Here is a 20,742-nt window from a genome sequence, read left to right on the forward strand (position 1 = left end):
CGGGAGCGGCGACAACCGGCGTCGCATGACCGCCGCTGAGATCCCGCCTGTTCGCCGCCAGCCGCACATCTGCGACGTGCTGATCGCCGAGCGCGCGCCGCGTCTGACGCGCTCCTTGGCCTGGCCGGTGATCCGGCCAGTTCTGTACCGGCTGCTGAACTATCCGCAGGCGGTGCGGATGGCTGATGCGGTCCAGCCGCTCTCGGGCGCCGGGGCGCTGGACTATATGAGCGACCTGTTGGACCTGAAGGTCTCGGTGCTGAACGGCGAGCGCATCCCGGCCTCGGGGCGCTGCGTCGTGGTGGCCAACCATCCGACCGGCATCGCCGACGGGATCGCCGTCTTCGATGCGGTGAAGGCCCGGCGACCAGACGCCATCTTCTTCGCCAACGCCGACGCCCTGCGGGTCTCGCCCCGGCTGGGCGAGGCGATCATTCCGGTGGAGTGGGTTCACGACAAGCGCACCCGCGAGAAGACCCGCGCCACCCTGCAGGCGGCCAAGGAAGCTTTCGAGGCCGAGCGCTGCGTGGTCATGTTCCCGGCGGGCCGTCTGGCCCGGATCGGCAGGGACGGCTCGGTCACCGATCCGGAATGGGCGCCGACGGCCGCCTCCCTGGCCCGCAAATACGGGGCGCCGATCGTGCCGATCCATGTGGCGGGTCCCTATTCGCGCCTGTTCCACTGGTTCGACCGCTTCTCCGAGGAGCTGAGGGATATCACCCTGTTCCATGAGCTGCTGAACAAGCGGCGCAAGGCCTTCCACCTCAAGGTCGGCAAGCCGATCCCGCCGACGCGACTGGATATCGACGCGGGCAAGGCGACCTATGCGCTGAAGGCCTTCACCGAGCGGGTCCTGCCCAGCCAGCCGGATGCCGACTTTGCCTGAAGTTCACCTGATCGACGCGGACGCCACGACCCGGCTGGGTGAGGCCATCGCCCCCCTGCTGGCGCCGGGCGAGGCCGTGCTGCTGTATGGGCCGCTGGGCATGGGTAAGTCGACGCTGGCGCGCGGCCTGATCCGCGCCCTGACGACGCCAGACGAGGATGTGCCCTCGCCGACCTTCACCCTGGTGCAATTCTACGAGAGCGAGCCGCCGGTGGCCCATTTCGACCTTTACCGCCTGACCCGGCCCGAGGAGGCCGCCGAGATCGGGCTGGACGAGGCGCTGGACGAGGGCTGCGCCCTGATCGAATGGCCCGAGCGGCTGGGCGAGGATCCCGGCCCGTGGGTCGGGCCGGACTGGTTGGCAGTCACCCTGTCCGAGGATGGAGAGGGGCGCTGCGCGGTGCTGTCCGGCGTCGGGGCCTGGGAAGCGAAGGCGAAGGAACTGAATGTCTGACCGCGAAGCCCTCCGTCTCGAATTCCTGAAGGCTGCCGGCCTGGCTGACGCCGCGCGCGATCCGCTGCCCGGCGACGCCTCCACGCGCCGATATGAGCGGCTGACCACGTCCGACGGGCGGTCGCTGATGCTGATGGATCAGGCGGCCAGCGCCGAGAGCCCGCCCGCCGATCCGGCGTGGACGCCCGAGCAGCGGCTGGCCTCGGGCTGGAACGCCACCGCGCGCCTGTCGGCGGGGCGGATCGAGGCCTTCGCGGCCGTCTCCGCCCACCTGAAGGCGCTGGGCCTGTCGGCGCCGGACATCTTGGCCGTCGACGCCTCTGCTGGCCTGGCCGTGCTGGAGGATTTCGGCGACGCCCTGTTTGCCCGGGTGATCGAGGCCGGGGAGGCGGAGGAGCCGCTGTATCTGGCCGCCGTCGAGGCGCTGGCGACCCTGCATGCCGCCGAGACGCCGGAGCAACTGTCGGGCGCGGCGGGCGATTGGCCCCTGCTGACCTATGACGAGACGGCGCTGCAGGGCGGGGCGGACCTGTTCGTCGAATGGATGCCGAAGCTGGACCCTGCCCTGTCGTTCGATGCGGCGGCCATTGCGGACTGGCGGGCGGCCTGGGCGCCGGTTGTCGAGCGTGGCGCGGCGGGGGCGACCGTGATGGCGCACCGGGACTATCACGCCGAGAACCTGATCCGCCTGCCGGGCCGGTCGGGCGCGGGGATGGTCGGGATGATCGACTTCCAGGACGCCGTGCGCGCCCACCCGTCGTGGGACCTGCACTCCCTGCTGCAGGACGCTCGCCGGGACGTCTCGCCCGCGCTGGAAGCCAAGGCGCTGGATCACTATTTCAGCCTGCGTCCGGGCGTCGACCGGGCCGAGTTCATGCGTGACTACGCCGGTCTGGCGGCGCTGAACGAGGCGCGTATCCTCGGCATATTCGCCCGACTGATCGTGCGCGACGGCAAGCCCCGCTATCGCGCCTTCATGCCGCGCATGTGGGCGCATCTGAACGCCAATCTGAAACAGCCGGGCCTCGAGACGGTCGCCGACTGGTTCGACGCCCATGTGCCGGAGGCCAGCCGCCGATGACCGCTCCGAAGATCGCGATGGTGCTGGCCGCGGGCCTCGGCACCCGGATGCGACCCCTGACCAATGATCGACCCAAGGCTCTGGTCGAGGTCGGCGGACGGGCCCTGATCGATCATGTGCTCGACCGGCTGGCCGACGCGGGCGTCGAAAAAGCTGTCGTCAACGTCCACTGGTTCGCCGACCGGCTGGAATCGCACCTCGCCGCGCGCGGGCGTGGGCCGGAGATCGTCATCTCCGACGAGCGGGAAACCCTGCTGGAGACGGGCGGCGGGCTGAAGAAGGCGGCGCCGCTGCTGGGCGATGAGCCGGTGTTCGTGGCCAATATCGACAGCGTCTGGGTGGATCGGGCCGACGCCTTGAATCAACTCGCTCGCCTGTGGAATCCGTCAATCATGGACGCCGCGCTTCTTCTCGCGCGACGCGAAGGCTCGATCGGTTTCGATGGCGACGGCGACTTCTTCCTCGCCGAGGACGGCAGGCTGACCTTTCGGAGCGAGGCGGACTCCGCGCCCTTCGCCTATATGGGCGTGCACATCTGTCGGCCCGACTATGTCGCCGACGGGCCGGAGGGACCCTTCTCCCTGAGCCAGTTCTGGCGTCGGTCCGCCGCCGCCGGGCGTCTGTATGGCGTGGTGATGGATGGCGACTGGATGCATGTCGGCGACCCGCAGGCCCGCGATGAGGCCGAGGCGAAACTGGCTGGGGGCGCCTCAAGTCGCGAGACGCCGCGCGTCGAGCGGCAGGCGTGACGCAGCGGTTTGATCCTTTCTCGGGCGAGCGGCCCCGCTGGTATGCGATCGAGGCCTATCGGCCCTTCCTTGAGGACCTGGCGGCGGGGGTGCTGGACTGGCTGGGCGAGCGTCCGCCGGAGACCCTGTCCGACGCCGTCATCCTGCTGCCCAACCGACGGGCGGCGCGGGCCTTCACCTCGGCTCTGACCAAACAGGCGGGCGGACGGCCCGTGCTGCTGCCGCAGGTGCGGCCGCTGGGCGATCTGGAAGAAGATGAGCCGCCCTTCGCCCCGGGCGAGGTGGGTCTGGACCTGCCGCCCGCCATCGCGCCCCTGACCCGCCGGTTCGAAATGGCGCGGATGATCGTGGAAGAGTTCCGCAAGGACCTGACGCCCCTGCGGGCGTTGGAGATGGCGGATGCGCTCGGCGGCTTCCTAGACAGCTGCCACCTCGAGGAGGTGAAGGACATCGGCAAGGTCGCGACTCTGGTCGAGGGCGATCTGGCCGAGCACTGGAAGGACTCGGCACGGTTTCTCTGTCTCGCTATCGAGACATGGCCGAGGCGGCTGGAGACCCTGGGGCTGGTCGATCCGGCGTGGCGGCGGGCGAAACTGTTGCGCCTGCTGGCCGAGAGCTGGAAGGCCCGACCGCCGGAGCATCCGGTGATCGCCGCCGGTTCGACCGGGTCGGCCCCCGCCGCCGCCGATGTACTGGCCGCCGTCGCCCGCGCGCCGCAGGGCTGTGTGGTCCTGCCCGGGCTGGATATGGATCTCGATCCGGCGGTCTGGTCCCGGTTGGGAGACAATGAGCAACATCCGCAGAACGCCCTGTGGCGGCTGCTGGACGGGCGGGTCGAACGCGAGGCGGTGAGGGCGTGGTTCCGGCCGCCGGTCGATCCCGCCGTCGAGGCGCGGGGGTGTGCTCGCCAGCGGCTTCTGAACGAGGCCCTGCGGCCAGCCGACGCCACGGACGACTGGCGACAACTGATCCGGACCATGCGGGCCGAGGCGGCGGGGCAGCAGTCCGCCGACCCCATCGCCGAGGGGCTGCGCGGCCTGTCGGTGGTGACGGCGAGGGCCGAGGAGGACGCCTCGGCGGCTATCGCCCTGATGATGCGCGAGACGCTGGACACGCCGGGCAAGACCTGCGCCCTGGTCACCCCCGATCTGGCGCTGGGACGCCGGGTGGCGGCGCGGCTGGAGCGGTGGGGCGTCAGCGCCGACGTCTCCTCGGGCCAGCCCCTGTCGCGGATGCCCGTCGGGCGGCTGGTCGATCTGGCGGCCCGCTTCATTGCCGATCCGCTGGACCCGCACGCGCTGCTGGGCCTGCTGAAGCATCCGCTGGTCCGGTTGGATCTGGGCGAGACGGACTATGCCGGGGCGGTCGATGCGCTGGAAGCTTTCGCCCTGAGGGGACCGCGTCGCCGCGACTGGTCGCGGGCGCGCAAGGCCCTGCTCGAGGCGGGTCAGTCCCGGGATGACGGGCGGGTTCCTTCGGAAGTCACACTGACGAGACTGGCCGCCGCGAAGGTTTTGCTGCATCGGTTGGAGACTCTGTCGGGTGAGGCGCGGGCCCCGTTCCGGGATACGGCGGCATTGGATGGCGCGACCCGCAGTCTGACAACGCTGATCGAGGCCATGGCCGGCCAGAACGCCTGGGCCGGGGCGGACGGGGAGGCGGCGGCGAGCCTGTTGTCGACCCTGATCGAAGGCGGCGGGTCTCTGGGCGCGGTGAAACGGGACGACTTCGCCGAACTGGTTCACGGCCTGCTGACGGACGAGACGGTGCGGACCGGAGGAGCGACCCAGCCACGCCTGCGCATCCTCGGGGCCATCGAGGCGCGACTGGTGCGGGCGGACCGGATGATCCTGGCCGGGTTGGAGGAGGGGGTCTGGCCCAATGCGGCGTCGACCGATCCCTTCCTGTCGCGTCCCATGCGTGGGACCATGGGACTGCCGCCGCCCGAGCGACGTCTGGGCCAGACGGCGCAGGACTTCGTCCAGGCCGCCAGCGCCGACGAAGCCATACTGGTGCACTGCGAGCGGCGAGGCGGCCAGCCGGCGGTGAAGTCCCGCTGGCTGTGGCGGCTGGAGATGCTGACCCGGGGCGCCGATGCGCCGGACACGCCCGTGTCCATCGCCCGGCCTTCCCTGGCGCTGGATCAGGCCCGGGCGCTGGACGCCCCGGCGCAGGCCAAGCCCGACTATGCGCCCCGGCCCGCGCCGCGCCCGCCGGTGGATCGGCGTCCGCGCGAACTGCCCGTGACCGGGGTCGAGCGCTGGGTGCGCGACCCCTATGCGGTCTATGCGCGCTATGTCCTGAATCTGAGACAACTGGATCGGCCGGGCCAGTCCGCCGAGGCCATCGCCCGCGGCAATGCGGTGCACAAGGCGGTGGAGCGACTGACCCTATCCTACCCCGACGTCCTGCCAGAGGACTCCGCCGACCAGTTGGAAGTCCTTCTGCTGGAGGAGTTGAACGCCGCCGGGTTCGAGGACGCCGCCATGGCGCGGGAGACGCCTTTGGCGCGTAACGCCGCCGTCTGGCTGGCCGGGCATGAGGCCGCGCGGCGGGCGCGGGGCGTCCAGATCAAGGTCGAGGAGCGGGTCGAGATGATGATCCCGGCCCCCGCCGGACCATTCAAGCTGACCGCCAAGGCCGACCGGATCGAGCTGTCGGCCACGGGCGCGGCGGTGCTGGACTTCAAGACGGGCTCCATTCCGTCGCCGAAACAGGTGCGGACCGGCTTCTCGCCGCAGTTGACCCTGACCGGCGCCATCCTGGCCGAGGCCGGGCTGAAGGATTCGGCCCCGGTCGAGCCGGAGGAGCTGACCTATGTGCGGGTCACGGGCCGCAAGGAGCCGGGTGAGGCGGCGGTGCGGGCCATCGGCGGCGAGGCGCTGGCCCTGTCGCAGACGGCGCTGGCCGGGCTGACCGCGCGGATCGAGCGGTTCGACGACGAGGCGACGCCGTATCTCAGCTGGGTCGCGCCCCAGTTCATGGGCAATTTCGGCGGCAACTACGACCACCTGGCCCGGGTCTGGGAATGGCATGTGGTCGGCGGCGATGAGGGAGACGCGGAATGAGCGCGCGCATCCTGCCCGATCCCGCCCAGATCGCCGCCGCCGATCCCGGTCAGTCGGTCTTCGTCACCGCCAACGCCGGGTCGGGCAAGACCTCGACCCTGGTCGACCGGGTGGCGCGACTGCTGCTGCGCGAGGTGCAGCCGGGTGAAATCCTGTGCGTGACCTACACCAAGGCCGCCGCCGCCGAGATGCAGGCGCGGCTGTTTGACCGGCTGGGCGAATGGGCGGTGATGGACGACGTCGGCCTGGCCCAGTCGCTGGCGGATCTGGACGGGCGGGATCCAGCGAGCCTGTCGGGAACCCGGCTGTCGGACGCGCGTCGCCTGTTCGCCAAGGCGCTGGAGACGCCGGGCGGGCTGAAGATTCAGACCATTCACGCCTTCTGCGAAAAGCTTCTGCGCCGCTTCCCCATTGAGGCCGGGGTGACGCCGGGCTTCACCGTGCTGGAGAACGAGGCGGCGATCGCCCTGTCGCATTCCGCCCGCGAGGAATTGGCCCGCGCCGCCCTGCGCGACGCCGAGGGGGTGATCGGCCGGGCCTACAGCCATTTCGCGGTCGAGCTGGACTGGGGGTCGTTCCAGTCCCTGCTGGCCATGATCGAGGCCGAGCGGGATAAGCTGGTGGCCTATACGGCCCGGGTCGCCGACGGCCTGGCGCCGGGACCGCATGCGGTGGCCGGCGCCCATCCAGAGGACACGGTCGAGGGGCTGGAGAGCGACTTCATCCGCTTCCTCGACCGGGGCCAGTGGCTGGAGACCGCCTCGGCCATGGCGACCGGCTCGATCAATGACCAGAAATGCGCCGACCGGATGCGGAGCGCCGACTGGACCTTCCCGGGGTTGGCCAGTGTTTTCCTGACCGGGAGCGAGCCGCGCAAGACCATGGCCACCGCCAAGGCGCCGCCCGCGGCTGCGGCCTGGCTGCTGGACCTGCAGATGAAGTATGCGGCCACGCTGGAGCGGCTGAAGCGGGTCCGGGTGGCGCGCGACACGGTCCACGTCCTGACCCTCGCCCAGGCTCACGCCCACCTCTACGACCAGGCCAAGGCCGAGAAGGGGGCGCTGGACTTCGGCGATCTGGTGGTGCGGACGGTGGAACTGCTGACCCAGAGAGCTTCGGCCGCTTGGGTCCTCTACAAGCTGGACGGCGGCATCGAGCATGTGCTGGTCGATGAGGCGCAGGATACTGCTCCCCAGCAGTGGGACATCCTGCGGGCGCTAACTGAGGGCTTCTTCGCGGGGGAAGGCGGGCCGCGCTTCACGCCCATGCCGACCTCGGGCGAGCAGCTGGACCGGACGGTCTTCGCGGTCGGGGACGAAAAGCAGTCGATCTACTCCTTCCAGGGGGCTCGGCCGGAGCGGCTTCGGCAGGAGTCCCAGCGCTATGATATGCTGGCCCACGGGGCCGGGGCGCGGTTCGAAGGCGTGGAACTGGCCAAGTCTTTCCGCTCCACACCCGAGGTGCTGGCCTTTGTGGATGCGGTGTTCGAGGGCGAGGAGCGGACCCGCGCCCTGGTCGGCGACGGCATCGGAGCCATCCCGCCTCACGCCGCCATGCGCGAGGGGCATGCCGGGACGGTCGACCTTTGGCCCCTGCACGAGGAGATCAAGGGCCCGGAGCGGGAGGCCTGGGATGCGCCGGTCGATCATGAGACGACGGCCTCGGCCCGGAAACGGCTGGCCGCCGATCTGGCGGAGGACATCAGACGGCAGGTCGAGACGGGTGTCGCCGTTTATGACCGCAAGAGCCGGCAGCCGCGCCCGCCCGGCTATGGCGACTTCCTCATCCTGGTACGCCGCCGGGATGCGACCTTCGAGGAGATCATTCGGGCCCTGAAGACGGCGGGTGTGCCGGTGGCGGGGGCCGATCGGCTGAAGCTGTCGTCGCATATCGTCTTCGACGACCTGATCGCGCTGGCCCGGTTCGCGCTTTACCCGGATGACGACCTGTCGCTGGCCGAGATCCTGCGCAGCCCCTTCTGCGACGTGGACGAGGACAGTCTGTTCGCCCTGGCGGGCGCCAAGGCGAAACGGGGGAGGTTGTGGCCAGAGCTGCGGGACCGGGCAGGCGAACGGCCCGAGTGGTCTCGCGCACGGGACATGCTGGAGTTCGCCCTGTCGAACCGGGATCGCGACCCGTTCGGCTTCTTTTCCGCCCTGCTGAACCGGGTCGATGACACCGGCGTCTCGGGCCGGGCGCGGGTGCTGCGCCGTCTGGGCCGTGAGGCCGAGGAGGCCATCGACGAGACCCTGAACCAGGTGGTCGCCGCCGAGGACCGCGGGGCCATCGATCTGGAAACCTGCGTGGCGCGGCTGGAGGCCGCCGACGTCGAGGTGAAGCGCGAGCTGGAAGGCCCCCGTGGCGAGGTGCGGGTGATGACCGTGCACGGCGCCAAGGGGCTGGAGGCGCCCATCGTCATCCTGCCGGACACCACCAGTCGGGCGAAGGCGCAGGGCCCGGCCCTGATGCCGGTGGCGCTGCCGGACGGGTCCGAGGCTTGGCTGATGTGCCCTGGGCGGGCGGGCGACGACTGCGAGGCCTCCAGGGCGGCGCGGGAGGCGCGACAGGCGCGCACCGACGCCGAGACCCTGCGCCTGCTCTACGTCGCCCTGACCCGCGCCCGCGATCGGATCGTGATCATGGGGCGGGGCAGCGCGAAGACGAAGGCGGGCTTTGATGAGGGCAGCTGGTGGGATGTGCTGACCGGGACGTTCGACCGTCTGGGCGAGCAGGCGCGCGAGGTCGGCGACCTGCGCCGGTTCGGTGTTGATCCGGCCAGCCTGCCGCCGCAGGGGATGGCGGAGACCAAGACGACGACGGCGCCGGACTGGGCACGGATCACGCCCGCGCCGGATCCTGCCGCTCGGATCGCCTCACCGTCCCAGATGGATGAGGTGCTGCGCCTGCCCGCGCCCTCACCGCTGGCGACCGCCGCGGGAGCCCTGGGCCGGTTCCGGCGCGGCGATCTGATCCACCGGCTGCTGGAGCGGCTGCCGGACCTCCCGCCAGCGGATCGGCCGGATGCGGCGGTACGGCTTCTGTCTCGAGAGCGTGATCTGAGCGAGGATCAGCGGAGTGAGATGATCGAGGCCGCCTTCCGGGTGCTGGAGGACGAGCTGTTCGCTCCCGTCTTCGGCACGGGCTCGCGGCCCGAGGTGGCCCTGACCGGTCGGGTTGGCGGGGTGGCCGTGTCCGGTCGCATGGACCGGCTGGTGATCACGCCCCAGCGGGTGCTCGTGGCCGATTACAAGACCAACCGGCCCGCGCCCGACCGGATCGAGGACGCCGATCCAGCCTATGTGCTGCAGCTGGCGGTCTATGTCTCCATCCTGAGACAACTCTATCCGGACCGACCGGTGGAGGCGGCGCTGGTGTGGACCGATGGGCCGAAGCTGATGGCCGTGCCACAGGCCCTGATGGACGAGGCCCTGATCCGTTGATTTGCCGCTTCCGGCATCCCACATCGACGTCAACAGGCCGGAATCACCCTAGGATGTTCGGCTGATTTTCAAGTGACGCGGCCTTCGGGCCGCCAGGAGAACCCTCAATGGCCACCGTCAAGGTCACCGACGAAAGCTTCGAAGCCGACGTCCTGAAAGCCTCCCAGCCGGTGCTGGTCGACTTCTGGGCGGAATGGTGCGGCCCGTGCAAACAGATCGGCCCGGCGCTGGAGCAGATCGCCGAGGAACTGGGTGGTCAGGTGACCATCGCCAAGGTCAATATCGACGACAGCCCCATGGTCCCGTCGAAGCTTGGGGTGAAGGGTATTCCGACCCTGATGCTGTTCAAGGACGGCCAGATGGCTTCGATGAAGGTCGGCGCCATGCCCAAGGGCAAGATCGTCGAATGGCTGGCCGAGAGCGGCATCGCTCCGACCGCCTGATCCCGTCTGTCAGGCCGGCCAGGTCTCGCGCGCTGCGCCGAGCACCTCGCCGGCCAGATAGAGCGACCCACAGATCACCACGCGACCGGCGCCCAGCCTGAGGGCCTGCGCCAGCGCCTGCTCCACCGTCCCCGCCGGGGTCGCGCCGAGGCCATGCCCGCGCGCCACGGCGGCCAGGGCCTCCGGTTCGGCGGCCGCGCCTTCGAAGCCGACGGTGAAGACCGTGGCTCCCGACTCCCTCAGAGCCTCGAAGAAGCCGCCCGCATCCTTGTTGCCCAGCATGCCGACGATCAGGGCGGTGGGCCGGGGCGCCTTGGCCTGACGTTGCGCGAGAGCCGCCGCCAGCGCCCGCGCCGCATGCGGGTTATGCCCACCGTCAAGCCACAGTTCGGCGTCCGCCGCCCGGGCGGCCTCGCCATAGGGGCCGTCGCCCAGCCGCTGCATGCGCGCGGGCCAGTGCACGGATTTCAGGCCTGCGGCGATGGCGGCTTCCGGCAGATCCAGTTCCAGCGCGGCGGCGACGGCCAGTCCGGCATTATCGATCTGGTGCGGCCCGGTCAGGGCCGGGGCGGGCAGGTCGAGGAAGCGCTCCTGATCCTGGAAGGCCAGTCCGCCGCGCTCGGCCCAGGCGTCGAAATCCACCCCCATCACGGTCAGGGGCGCGCCCACGGCTTCGGCGGCGACCTTGATGGCGCCCATGGCCTCTTCGGACTGCCGGGCGATCAGGCCGCGCGCGCCGGGCTTGAGGATTCCCGCCTTCTCGACCGCGATGCCGTGCAGGGACGTGCCGAGGAACTCGGCATGGTCCAGGTCGACCGGGGTGATCAGGCTGAGCAGCGGGCGCTCGATGATGTTGGTGGCGTCCAGGACGCCACCCAGCCCCACCTCGATAATGGCCAGGTCCGCCGGGGTTTCGCTCATGGCGACAAAGGCGGCGGCGGTTGTGCTTTCGAACACCGTAGCCTCGCCGGACACGGCCTCGATTCGGTCGAGGATGGCGTTCAGCGCTTCGTCGGTGATCAGTTCGCCCGCCAGCCGGATGCGCTCGTTGAAGCGGACCAGATGGGGCGAGGTGTAGACGTGGACCTTCAGCCCCGCCGCCTCGGCGATGGCGCGCAGCAGGGCGACGGTCGAGCCCTTGCCGTTGGTGCCCGCCACGTGGATCATCGGCGGCAGGCGGTGCTGGGGATCGTCCAGCGCCGCGCACAGGGCCTTCATCCGGCCCAGAGACAGGTCGATGCGCTGCGGATGGCGGGCGCGCAGGCGTTCGGAGATCGGATCCATGGCCGCGCTCTTACGCGGCCCGGCGCTTCCCGCCCATCAGCATCGACAGAATCTGGCCGAGCGTCTCCGGCAGAGCGCCACGGGCGACGACCTTGTCGACCATGCCCTTCTCCTGAAGGTATTCGGCGCGCTGGAAGCCGGGGGGCAGTTTCTCGCGGATGGTCGCCTCGATGACGCGCGGACCGGCGAAGCCGATCAGGGCGCCCGGCTCGGCCAGATGGACGTCGCCCAGCATGGCGTAGCTGGCGGTGACGCCGCCCGTGGTCGGGTCGGTCAGGACCACGACGAAGGGCAACTGGGCCGCCTTCAGTTCCTGGATCGCCAGGGTGGTGCGGGCCATCTGCATCAGGCTGAGGGCGCCTTCCTGCATGCGGGCGCCGCCGGCGGCGGTGAAGCAGACCAGCGGGACGTTGCGGGCGACAGCGGCGCGTGCGGCCGCGATGAAGGCCTCGCCCGCGGCCATGCCCAGCGAGCCGCCCATGAAGGTGAAGTCCTGGACGATGGCGACGGCTTCGGTCCCGCCGATCTGGCCGAACCCGATGGCCATGGTGTCCTTGCGGCCGGCGGCCTTGCGGGCCGCGTTCAGGCGGTCCTTGTAGGGCTTGCCGTCCGAGAATTTCAGCGGATCTTCCGGCACGTCGGGCGTGTCGATCGTCTCATACTGGCCGTCGTCGAAGGTGAAGCGCAGGCGCGTCGGCGCGTCGATGCGCATGTGGCGGCCGGACGGCGTCACCCACAAGGCATTCTCGAGGTCCGAGCGGTACAGCATCTCGCCGCTGTCCGGGTCCTTGACCCAGAGATTGTCGGGCGTGTCCCGACGGCTGACGATCTTGCGGACGCCGGGCGCGAAGCGGGACAGCCAGCCGCCGCGCTTCTCCTGCTGGGGTTTGTTCTTGTCGACCATTCGGGGCGCTTTAGACGGTTTCCGTGGCGCGCGCACCCCTCACGGCGTCCGCTAGGCTGCGCACCTTGGCCAGAACGCGTGGGGCGGCGGGTTCGTTCGCTTCCAGGGCGGCGGCGACCTCGTCCACCAGCACCGAGCCGGCGACGACCGCGTCGGACACGCGCGCCACTTCAGCGGCCCGCTCCGGCGTCTTGATGCCGAAGCCGACGGCGACCGGCAGGCCCGAGGCCTTGCGCACGCGCTCGACCGCCGGGGCGACCGATCCGGCCTGGGCTTCCTTGACCCCGGTCACGCCCGCCACGGAGACGTAGTAGACGAAGCCCGAGGTGCGCTCGGCGATGACCTTCAGGCGCGCATCGTCCGAGGTCGGGGTGGCCAGACGGATCAGGGACACGGAGTGGACGTCGAGGGCGTCGGTCAGGGGGCCGGCTTCTTCCGGCGGGCAGTCGACGATGATCACGCCGTCCACGCCGCTGGCCGCCGCGTCACGGGCGAAGGCCTCGTAACCGTAGCTTTCCAGCGGGTTCAGATAGCCCATCAGTATCAGGGGAGTGTCGGCGTCGCCGTCCCGGAAGGCCTTGGCCAGCTCCAGCGTTCCCTTGAGGGTCATCCCGGCCTTCAGCCCGCGCAGGGCGGCGCGCTGGATCGGCGGGCCCTCGGCCATCGGATCGGAGAAGGGAAAGCCCAGTTCGATGATGTCCGCGCCCGCCGCTGGAAGGCCGCGCAGGATCTTCAGCGCCTCTTCGCGCGAGGGGTCGCCCGCCATGACATAGGCGACGAAACCGGCCCGGCCCTCCGCCTTCAGGGCGGAGAAGCGGGCGTCGATGCGTTGGGTGGTCATTACTGGGCGTTCGGTGTGGGAGTGACGGTCGGGGTCAGGCAGGGCTGGGCGATCTGGTTGACCACTCCGACATAGCCGGGGGTGTCCGGGCGGGACTGCGGCGTCGCCACATTGTCCCAGAAGCCGAAGATGATCATCCGCTCGCAGGTGCCGGCGGTATTGGCCTTCTGCATCCAGATCGAGCTGGAAGTCTGGGTGACCGGGGTCCAGCCGTTGCGCTGGGCCTCGCCGGCGAAGGTGTACGCCACCTGCGGGATATACTGCATCGGAGCGGTGACGCAGCGCATCGGGACGCCGGGGCCGGCGATGCGCTCGGTCATGCCCCCACAGTCGGGCGACGGCGAGAGGCCGGGCGCTTGGGCGGCTTGCGGGGCCGCCGCGAGGGCGACGGCGAAGGCGAGGGCGTCCAGCATCACTGACCCGGAGCGGACGGACCCGCGACGGGGGGCTGCGAGGCCTGACGCGCGCAGACGTCGCCTGGAATGGTGGCGAGCGCCAGCCAGGCGGGGGCGCCGGGGGCCGCGACGCGGGTCTCGTCGGCGAAGGCCAGCATCTGGAAGCCGTCACAGCCGCCGTCGGGCTTGCGCCTGACGTAGACGATCAGGTTGTCGCCGCCGCCCGCGGCCAGCCAGCCCTGCCGCTCGAAATCGGCGGTGTAGGTGCTCACCACATCGCCGATCCCGGCCTGGGTGGTGGTCACACAGGTGGCCTGCTGAGCGATGGCGGTCTTGCCGCCGCAGGTCGGGTCGGCGGTGACGCCCTGAACCGGCGGGATCTCGACGTTCAGTCTGGTCGGCGTCTGCGCCATGGCCGGAGCCGCGAACACAACCGCCGCGGCGGCCAGAATAAGGGTCTTCATGGTGTCCTAGAGCTCCACGCCCAGATGCTTCGCGACGGCGAAGATATCCTTGTCGCCCCGCCCGCACATATTCAGCACCACATCGCCACCCTTGCCTACTTCTTTCGCGATCTCGCCGACTCTGGCGAGGGCGTGGCTGGGCTCCAGGGCCGGGATGATCCCTTCGAGCTTGGAGCACAGTTGGAAGGCCTCCAGCGCCTCGGCGTCGGTGGCGGCGCGGTATTCGGCGCGGCCGATGTCCTTCAGCCAGGCATGCTCCGGTCCGATGCCGGGATAGTCCAGACCGGCCGAGATGGAGTGGCCTTCCAGGATCTGGCCGTCCTCGTCCTGCAGCAGATAGGTGCGGTTGCCGTGCAGGACGCCGGGGCGGCCGCCCTGGATGGAGGCGGCGTGATCCGGACCGTCCAGCCCACGACCGGCGGCCTCGACCCCGATCAGACGCACGCCCGCGTCCTCAAGGAAGGGATGGAACAGGCCGATGGCGTTCGAGCCGCCGCCGATGGCCGCCACGCAGGCGTCCGGCAGCTTCTCCTTGCGGGCCAGCATGGAGGCGCGGGCCTCACGGCCGATCACGGACTGGAAGTCCCGCACCATGGCCGGATAGGGGTGCGGCCCGGCGGCGGTGCCGATCAGATAGTAGGTGTCCTCGACATTGGTCACCCAGTCCCGCATCGCCTCGTTCATGGCGTCCTTCAACGTGCCGCGACCGGAGGTGACCGGCACCACCTCGGCGCCCAGCAGCTTCATGCGGAAGACGTTCGGGGCCTGACGCTCCACGTCGGTGGCGCCCATGTAGACGATGCATTTCAGGCCGAAGCGGGCGCAGACGGTGGCGGTGGCCACGCCGTGCTGGCCGGCGCCGGTCTCGGCGATGATCCGGGTCTTGCCCATGCGCATGGCCAGCAGGATCTGGCCCATGCAGTTGTTCACCTTGTGGGCGCCGGTGTGGTTCAGCTCGTCGCGCTTGAACCAGATGTCCGCGCCGCCGTGGTGTTCGGTCAGGCGCTCGGCGAAATACATCGGGCTGGGGCGACCGACGTAGTCGGTCAGGAAGCCGTCCAACTCGGCCTGGAACGACGGGTCGGCCTTGGCGGCCTCATAGGCGTCGTTGAGCTCATGGACGAGCGGCATCAGGGTCTCGGCCACGAAGCGCCCGCCGTAGGGGCCGAACCGGCCCTCGTCGTCGGGGAAGTTGTAGCTGTTTGGGAGGATGGCGTTCACGGCGAGGTCTCGGGGTGCGATCAATCGGTCGGAAGGGCGCTCAGGAAGGCGCCGATCAGGGCCGGGTCCTTAACACCGGGCGCGCTTTCCACGCCAGAGGACACGTCCACGAGGGGCGCGCCGGTGATCCGGACCGCTTCGGCGATATTGGCGGGGTTCAGGCCTCCGGCGAGGAACCACGGACGGTCGAAGGTCCGTCCGGCCAGCAGGCTCCAGTCGAAGGACGCGCCGACCCCGCCGGGCAGGGCCGAGCACTCGGGCGGTTTGGCGTCGAACATCAGACGATCCACGACCGGCGCCCAGGCTGTGGCCGCATCGATGTCGGCGGCGGTGCGCACCGACAGGGCGCGGATGACCCCGGCGCCGGTCAGGGTGCGAACTTGTGCTGCCCGCTCCGGTGTCTCCGACCCATGCAACTGGATCAGGTCCGGCTTCAGGATCAGGGCGATCTCGGTCAGCAGGGCGTCGTCGGCGTCGACGGTGACGGCCACGACCTGCGCCCGGTTGCGAGCCCGCTCGAACAGGGTGGCGGCGTGCAGGGGATCGATGTGGCGCGGGCTCTTCGGAAACACGACCGCGCCGACGAAGGCCGCGCCGCCGGTCAGGGCCGCGTCCAGCGTCTCCGGCGTCGTCAGTCCGCAAATCTTGGCCCGGGTCATGGCTCGGCGGTGCGCCCGTCCCGATCCGGGGTCAAGGTCGGTACAGGTCCGCGTCCGGATCAGGTTTTCCGCGTAGCGCCGAGGACACGATCTGGCTGGCGATGACCGAATAGGTGATCCCGTTGCCGCCGAAACCCATCACCGCCCAGCAATGCTCGAGATCCGGTACGGGGCCGATGGACGGCAGTCCGGTCGCGCTTTCGCCAAACGCCCCGGCCCAGCTGTAGTCGATCTCGAACGTCAGATCCGGCAGCAGGCGCCTGAGCTTGCGGGTGATGGTCTCGCATTTGCGCTTCAGCTTCGCCTTGTCGGCGTGGGCGTCGGGAGAGGCTTCGTCCTCGCCGCCGACGATCAGTCGGCCGTCCCGGCTCATCCGCAGATAGAGGTACGGATCTGAGGCTTCCCAGACGAGAGTGTCCCTGAGCCAGCGCGGGCAGGGCGTGCGCGGCTTCGTCGCCAGGGCCCAGGTCGAGATCACTTCGGCGCCCGACATGGAGACGCCTTCGGGGAATTCGTAGCCGGAGCAGAAGATGACGGCCCCGGCGCGCACCGGATGGTGGATGTCGGTCAGCAGGGTGACGCCGTCGGGATCGCTGACCGCCTCGACCACCTCGACCGGCGAATAGATCTTCGCTCCGTCGGCCGCCGCGCGACGCAGGAGGCCCGCCGCCAGCCGGGCCGGGTCTCCGCTCGCCGAGCCCCCGCTCAGGATTGCGCCCGTACGGTCGATGCCGAAGGCGTCGCGCAGGGCGGCCGGGCCTAGATGGCGACTGTCCAGATTGATGGCGGCGCGGGCATCCGCCTCGGCCGCCAGCGCGCGATGACCGTAGGCGTCACCGGCCAGATAGAGAGTCTCCTTGTCGTGCAGGCCGCAGACGATCCGCTCCTCGGCCACGATCCGCTTCAGGTCATCCACCGCCTGGCGGGAGCGCAGATAGGCCCGCTTCGCCTTCGCCGCGCCGATCCGGTCGGACAGGGCCGTCAGCGGCAGGTCGATCTCCCATTGCAGCAGGGCCGTGGAGGCGACGGTCGAGCCCATGAGGGGCGGGCGGCGGTCCAGTACGGCGACGGAATGGTCCCGCGCCAGCTCCCGGGCCATGAAGGCGCCGCTGATCCCGGCGCCGACAATGGCCACATCGACGCTGATCGCTTCCTTCAGGGGGCGGACGGGAATCCCCAGTCCGGGGCTGTCCGCCCACAGGGAGCGGCCCGTCCGCAAATCCCGTTTGATCGTGGCGCCCGTCATCAGTCCTCCGTCGAAGCGGAGCCTTAGCGGACGTGAAGCGGAGCGGTTCCGTCAGCCCGCGAAGATGGCCGCGATTTCATCCGGGGTCAGCATCCGCCATTCGCCCGCGGGCAGGTCGTCCGGGAGGGCGAGGCCGCCCAGTCGCTCGCGGTGCAGGGCCTCGACGTGGTTGCCGACGGCGGCGAACATCCGCCGGACCATGTGGTAGCGGCCCTCGGTGACCGAGACCCGCGCCTCGGTGGGGGAGATGACCTCCAGCACGGCGGGCTTCAACGGACGGTCGTCGTTTTCCAGCAGCAGTTCGCCCGATGCGAACAGGGCGCCCTCGGTTCCGGTCAGGGGACGGGCCAGTTGGGCGCGATAAACCTTGGCGACGTGTTTCTTGGGCGAGATGACCCGGTGCAGCAGGTCGCCGTCGTCGGTCATCAGCAGCAGGCCGGACGTCTCCTTGTCCAGCCGCCCAATGGTCGAGATGGCCGGGTCGCGGCGCCGCCAGCGGTCGGGCAGGACGTCATAGACCAGCGCCCCGTCCTCCTTGTGCGAACAGGTCATGCCCAGCGGCTTGTGCAGCAGGATGACGATGCCCTGCGGCGGATCGAGCGGCTCGCCGTCGATCTCCATCCGCTCGGGCAGATCCGGGGTGACCAGGATGCGCTTCGAGACATCGGTGATGTCCACGCCGTCCAGCACGATGCCGCCCGCCCGACCCATGCGCGCCATCTCGGCGCGCGAGCCGTAACCCAGCGAGCCGAGCAGCTTGTCCACGCGTGACGTGGGCGTCTTGCTCACTTCACCGCCTCGAAGACCTTGTAGCCGCCGGTGTCGGCGACCATCCGGACGCGCTTGAAGGCCTCGTTTAGTTCGGCCTCGTAGGGCAGGTGGCGGTTGGCGACCAGCCACAGGGTTCCGCCCTTCTTCAGCAGGCCCGCGGCCTGCCGGATGAAGGTCTGGCCCAACCGCTTGTCCTCGGCGCCGCCGTCGTGGAAGGGCGGATTGGTGACGATGAAGTCCAGATCGCCGTCGGTCGGCAGGGTGCGGACGTCGGCATGTTCGACGGTGACGCGGGCGTCCTCGACGTTCTTGCGGGCCATCTCCACGGCGCGGCGGTCGAGGTCGTAGAGGCGCAGGGTCGTGACGGCGGGCGAACGCAGGGCCACGGTCGCCAGCGCGCCGTAGCCGCAGCCCAGATCTGCGCCCGCCCCCTTCAGCGGCGGAAGGGTCTGGGCCAGCAGGGCCGAGCCCGGATCGATGCGGTCCCAGGCGAAGACGCCGGGCTGGGACCAGGCCTCGAGGCCCGGCACCAGACGCGGGGCGCCCGCTTCGATGGCGGCGTCCAGACCGGTCAGGCCCTCGCCCTTGATCACCACGCAACGGCGGTGGTGGGCCTTGGCGCTTTCGCCGACCTCGGCGCCAAAAGCCTCCAACTCCTTCTTCAGCCGCGAGCCGCCCTTGTCCTTGGGGGCCATGACGTCCAGCCGTCCGCCGGGCTTCAGCGCCTTCAGCGCCAGGGCCAGGGTGTAGCGCCGTTCCAACACGCCGGGCGGGGCGTAGATCATGATCGCGTCGACTGAGCCCTCGGCCACGCTTTCGAGCGCCGTCGCGCCCAAGAGCAGGGGCGAGGTCTGGGTGGCGCCGCCGGGCGGGTCAAACACCGCCGGAGGGCGGCCATAAAGCAGGGTGGTCATGTCGCTCCTCTAGCTGACCACGCCTGCCGGTGACACCCCGGAACAGATCGGGCACAACCCCGCCATGCTCCCCGACTCAGTTTCCGTTCCGACACTGGCCGACGCGCGCGCCACGCTGGAGCGCGTCTGGGGGCACGCCGACTTTCGGGGGCTGCAGGCCGAGGTGGTCGAGGAGGTGCTGGAAGGCCGCGATGTGCTGGCGGTGCTGCCGACCGGGGGCGGCAAATCGGTCTGCTACCAGGTGCCCGCCATCCTGCGGCCCGGGCTGGGTCTGGTCGTGTCGCCCCTGATTGCCCTGATGACCGATCAGGTCGAGGCCCTGAAGCAGCAGGGTGTCTCGGCAGCGAGACTGGATTCCGGCGTGTCGTTGGACGACCGCTCGGCCATCTGGCGGTCAGCGCGGGCGGGCGAACTGGACCTGCTCTATGTCTCTCCCGAGGGACTGGCGCAGCCGCATCTGATCGATCGCCTGAATGAACTCCCGCTAAGCCTGATCGCGATCGACGAGGCGCACTGTGTCTCGCAATGGGGACATGACTTCCGTCCGGACTATCGGACGCTGGGGCGGCTGGCCGAGCTCTTCCCCGGCGTGCCGCGCATCGCCGTGACCGCCACCGCCGACGCCCGGACGCGCGAGGATATCGTCTGCTCCCTGCGGCTGGAGGGGGCCAAGGTTCTGGTCGACAGCTTCGCCCGCCCGAACCTGCAACTGTCCGCCATCCGCAAGGAGAACGGCTCGCGGGCCAAGACCGACGCCGCGGTGATCGATCTGGTGCGCCAGCGGCGGGGCAAGTCGGGCGTGGTTTATTGCGGCAGCCGGGATGGCTGTGACCGCGTGGCCCAGGCCCTGCGCGACGCCGGGACCAACGCCATCGCCTATCACGCTGGCATGGACACGAAGGAACGCGACAAGCGGCTGGAACGATTCCTGGCCGAGGACGGGGCGGTGATGGTGGCGACCATCGCCTTCGGCATGGGGGTCGACAAGGCCGACGTTCGCTTCGTCATCCACGCCGATCCGCCGGGCTCGCTGGAGGCCTATTGGCAGGAGATTGGCCGGGGCGGCCGTGACGGAGAGCCCGCCGAGGGCATCACCCTGTACGGTCCCTCCGACATCGCGTGGAGCCTGCGTCGCCTCGACGGCCGTCCGATGGCCGAGGAGGTCAAACAGGTTCAGACCCGCAAGGTCCGCCAGCTGTTCGCCATGCTGGATGGTGCGACCTGCCGCCCGCAGACCGTGCGTCGCTATTTCGGCGAGACGGGGGCCGACCGCTGCGGCGTCTGCGATATCTGCGGCGATCCGCCCGCCCTGTTCGACGCCACCGTCCCGGCCCAGAAGGCGCTGGCGGCTGTGCAGCGGCTGGGCGAGCGCTTCGGCAAGACCCGGATCGTGGATCACCTGCTGGGCAAGACCAAGGACGTCCAGCCGTGGGAGACGGCCCTGTCCACGTGGGGCATCGGCGCCGACGTCGCCTCACACACCCTGCGCGACGTGATCGACCATCTGATGTTCGAGGGCCTGCTGGTCGAGGATCCCAATGAGGGCAAACCCCTGGTCCGGCTGGGCGATCCGGAGGCTGTTCGCGCCGTCTATCGCGGGGAGCGGGGGATTGAGGTGCGGCTGACCCCGGCCCGGGTCTCGGCGCCGCGCGAGCGCGTCCGCAACGGTCGCAACGCCGCGCTGGAGAGCATGGACGCCGACGTCCGCGCCCGGTTCGAGACGCTGCGTAACTGGCGGCGCGAGCGGGCCGCTGAACAGCGCGTGCCGCCCTACGTCATCTTTCAGGACAAGACCCTGCTGGAGATCGCCCTGGCCGAACCGGGCGACCTGCACGCGCTGGAACACATCCCGGGTGTCGGCCAGTCCAAGCTGGAGCGCTACGGCAAGGGCGTGCTGGCGGCGTTAGCCGCCGCGAACTGAT

Annotated in this window: 18 protein-coding genes; 8 read left to right on the forward strand and 10 right to left on the reverse strand. The window is 70.1% G+C overall.

Annotated elements, in window-relative coordinates:
• Nucleotides 1–25: 25 nt before the first annotated feature.
• The 7 genes from ACTIEF_RS02325 to trxA all read left to right on the forward strand — a co-directional run bounded on the left by ACTIEF_RS02325 (nt 26) and on the right by trxA (nt 10,121).
• Nucleotides 26–886 carry a GNAT family N-acetyltransferase gene (locus tag ACTIEF_RS02325; RefSeq protein ID WP_439470574.1) on the forward strand — a complete coding sequence of 287 codons (861 nt, stop codon included), beginning with the start codon at nt 26–28 and terminating at the stop codon, nt 884–886.
• A complete protein-coding gene (gene tsaE / locus ACTIEF_RS02330) occupies nt 870–1,340 on the forward strand; it encodes a tRNA (adenosine(37)-N6)-threonylcarbamoyltransferase complex ATPase subunit type 1 TsaE (protein WP_439470575.1) in 471 nt (156 codons plus the stop codon). The genes ACTIEF_RS02325 and tsaE overlap by 17 nt, the downstream gene beginning before the upstream one ends.
• Nucleotides 1,333–2,421, forward strand: a complete 1,089-nt coding sequence (amgK, locus tag ACTIEF_RS02335; RefSeq protein ID WP_439470576.1) for an N-acetylmuramate/N-acetylglucosamine kinase AmgK — start codon at nt 1,333–1,335, stop codon at nt 2,419–2,421. The genes tsaE and amgK overlap by 8 nt, the downstream gene beginning before the upstream one ends.
• On the forward strand, nt 2,418–3,170 hold the full coding sequence (gene murU / locus ACTIEF_RS02340; RefSeq protein ID WP_439470577.1) for an N-acetylmuramate alpha-1-phosphate uridylyltransferase MurU: 753 nt from the start codon (nt 2,418–2,420) through the stop codon (nt 3,168–3,170). The genes amgK and murU overlap by 4 nt, the downstream gene beginning before the upstream one ends.
• A complete protein-coding gene (addB, locus tag ACTIEF_RS02345) occupies nt 3,167–6,238 on the forward strand; it encodes a double-strand break repair protein AddB (protein WP_439470578.1) in 3,072 nt (1,023 codons plus the stop codon). Before murU ends, addB begins: the two co-directional genes overlap by 4 nt.
• Nucleotides 6,235–9,678: a double-strand break repair helicase AddA gene (gene addA / locus ACTIEF_RS02350; RefSeq protein WP_439470579.1), complete on the forward strand. Its 3,444-nt coding sequence runs from the start codon at nt 6,235–6,237 to the stop codon at nt 9,676–9,678. Before addB ends, addA begins: the two co-directional genes overlap by 4 nt.
• Nucleotides 9,679–9,785: 107 nt before the next feature.
• Entirely contained in the window at nt 9,786–10,121 is a 336-nt protein-coding gene (gene trxA / locus ACTIEF_RS02355) for a thioredoxin (RefSeq protein ID WP_439470580.1), read from the forward strand.
• Between the two features lie 9 nt (nt 10,122–10,130).
• On the opposite strand, the gene ACTIEF_RS02360 is transcribed toward trxA, so the two are convergent.
• Genes ACTIEF_RS02360 through ACTIEF_RS02405 form a run of 10 tightly spaced genes read right to left on the reverse strand, consistent with a single transcriptional unit; the run spans nt 10,131 to nt 18,820 of the window.
• Complete coding sequence (locus tag ACTIEF_RS02360) at nt 10,131–11,405, reverse strand: bifunctional folylpolyglutamate synthase/dihydrofolate synthase (RefSeq protein ID WP_439470581.1); 1,275 nt, start codon at nt 11,403–11,405, stop codon at nt 10,131–10,133.
• A gap of 10 nt (nt 11,406–11,415) precedes the next feature.
• A complete protein-coding gene (locus tag ACTIEF_RS02365; RefSeq protein ID WP_439470582.1) occupies nt 11,416–12,309 on the reverse strand; it encodes an acetyl-CoA carboxylase carboxyltransferase subunit beta in 894 nt (297 codons plus the stop codon).
• Between the two features lie 10 nt (nt 12,310–12,319).
• The gene (trpA, locus tag ACTIEF_RS02370; protein WP_439470583.1) at nt 12,320–13,150 is read right to left on the reverse strand and encodes a tryptophan synthase subunit alpha; all 831 of its coding nucleotides are present in this window, start codon (nt 13,148–13,150) and stop codon (nt 12,320–12,322) included.
• The gene (locus ACTIEF_RS02375; RefSeq protein WP_439470584.1) at nt 13,150–13,563 is read right to left on the reverse strand and encodes a hypothetical protein; all 414 of its coding nucleotides are present in this window, start codon (nt 13,561–13,563) and stop codon (nt 13,150–13,152) included. Before ACTIEF_RS02375 ends, trpA begins: the two co-directional genes overlap by 1 nt.
• Nucleotides 13,563–14,009: a hypothetical protein gene (locus ACTIEF_RS02380; protein WP_439470585.1), complete on the reverse strand. Its 447-nt coding sequence runs from the start codon at nt 14,007–14,009 to the stop codon at nt 13,563–13,565. The genes ACTIEF_RS02375 and ACTIEF_RS02380 overlap by 1 nt, the downstream gene beginning before the upstream one ends.
• Nucleotides 14,010–14,015: 6 nt before the next feature.
• A complete protein-coding gene (trpB, locus tag ACTIEF_RS02385) occupies nt 14,016–15,230 on the reverse strand; it encodes a tryptophan synthase subunit beta (RefSeq protein ID WP_439470586.1) in 1,215 nt (404 codons plus the stop codon).
• Nucleotides 15,231–15,250: 20 nt separating this feature from the next.
• Entirely contained in the window at nt 15,251–15,889 is a 639-nt protein-coding gene (locus tag ACTIEF_RS02390) for a phosphoribosylanthranilate isomerase (protein WP_439470587.1), read from the reverse strand.
• Nucleotides 15,890–15,920: 31 nt separating this feature from the next.
• Nucleotides 15,921–17,135, reverse strand: a complete 1,215-nt coding sequence (locus tag ACTIEF_RS02395) for an NAD(P)/FAD-dependent oxidoreductase (protein ID WP_439470588.1) — start codon at nt 17,133–17,135, stop codon at nt 15,921–15,923.
• Nucleotides 17,136–17,186: 51 nt separating this feature from the next.
• Nucleotides 17,187–17,924, reverse strand: a complete 738-nt coding sequence (locus ACTIEF_RS02400; RefSeq protein ID WP_439470589.1) for a 16S rRNA pseudouridine(516) synthase — start codon at nt 17,922–17,924, stop codon at nt 17,187–17,189.
• A complete protein-coding gene (locus tag ACTIEF_RS02405; protein WP_439470590.1) occupies nt 17,921–18,820 on the reverse strand; it encodes a class I SAM-dependent methyltransferase in 900 nt (299 codons plus the stop codon). The genes ACTIEF_RS02400 and ACTIEF_RS02405 overlap by 4 nt, the downstream gene beginning before the upstream one ends.
• A gap of 64 nt (nt 18,821–18,884) precedes the next feature.
• Between ACTIEF_RS02405 and recQ the strand changes: the two genes are divergently transcribed.
• Entirely contained in the window at nt 18,885–20,741 is a 1,857-nt protein-coding gene (gene recQ / locus ACTIEF_RS02410; protein WP_439470591.1) for a DNA helicase RecQ, read from the forward strand.
• The last annotated feature ends 1 nt before the right edge of the window (nt 20,742 follow it).

It is taken from the genome of Brevundimonas sp., assembly GCF_051858995.1.
Lineage (GTDB): Bacteria > Pseudomonadota > Alphaproteobacteria > Caulobacterales > Caulobacteraceae > Brevundimonas.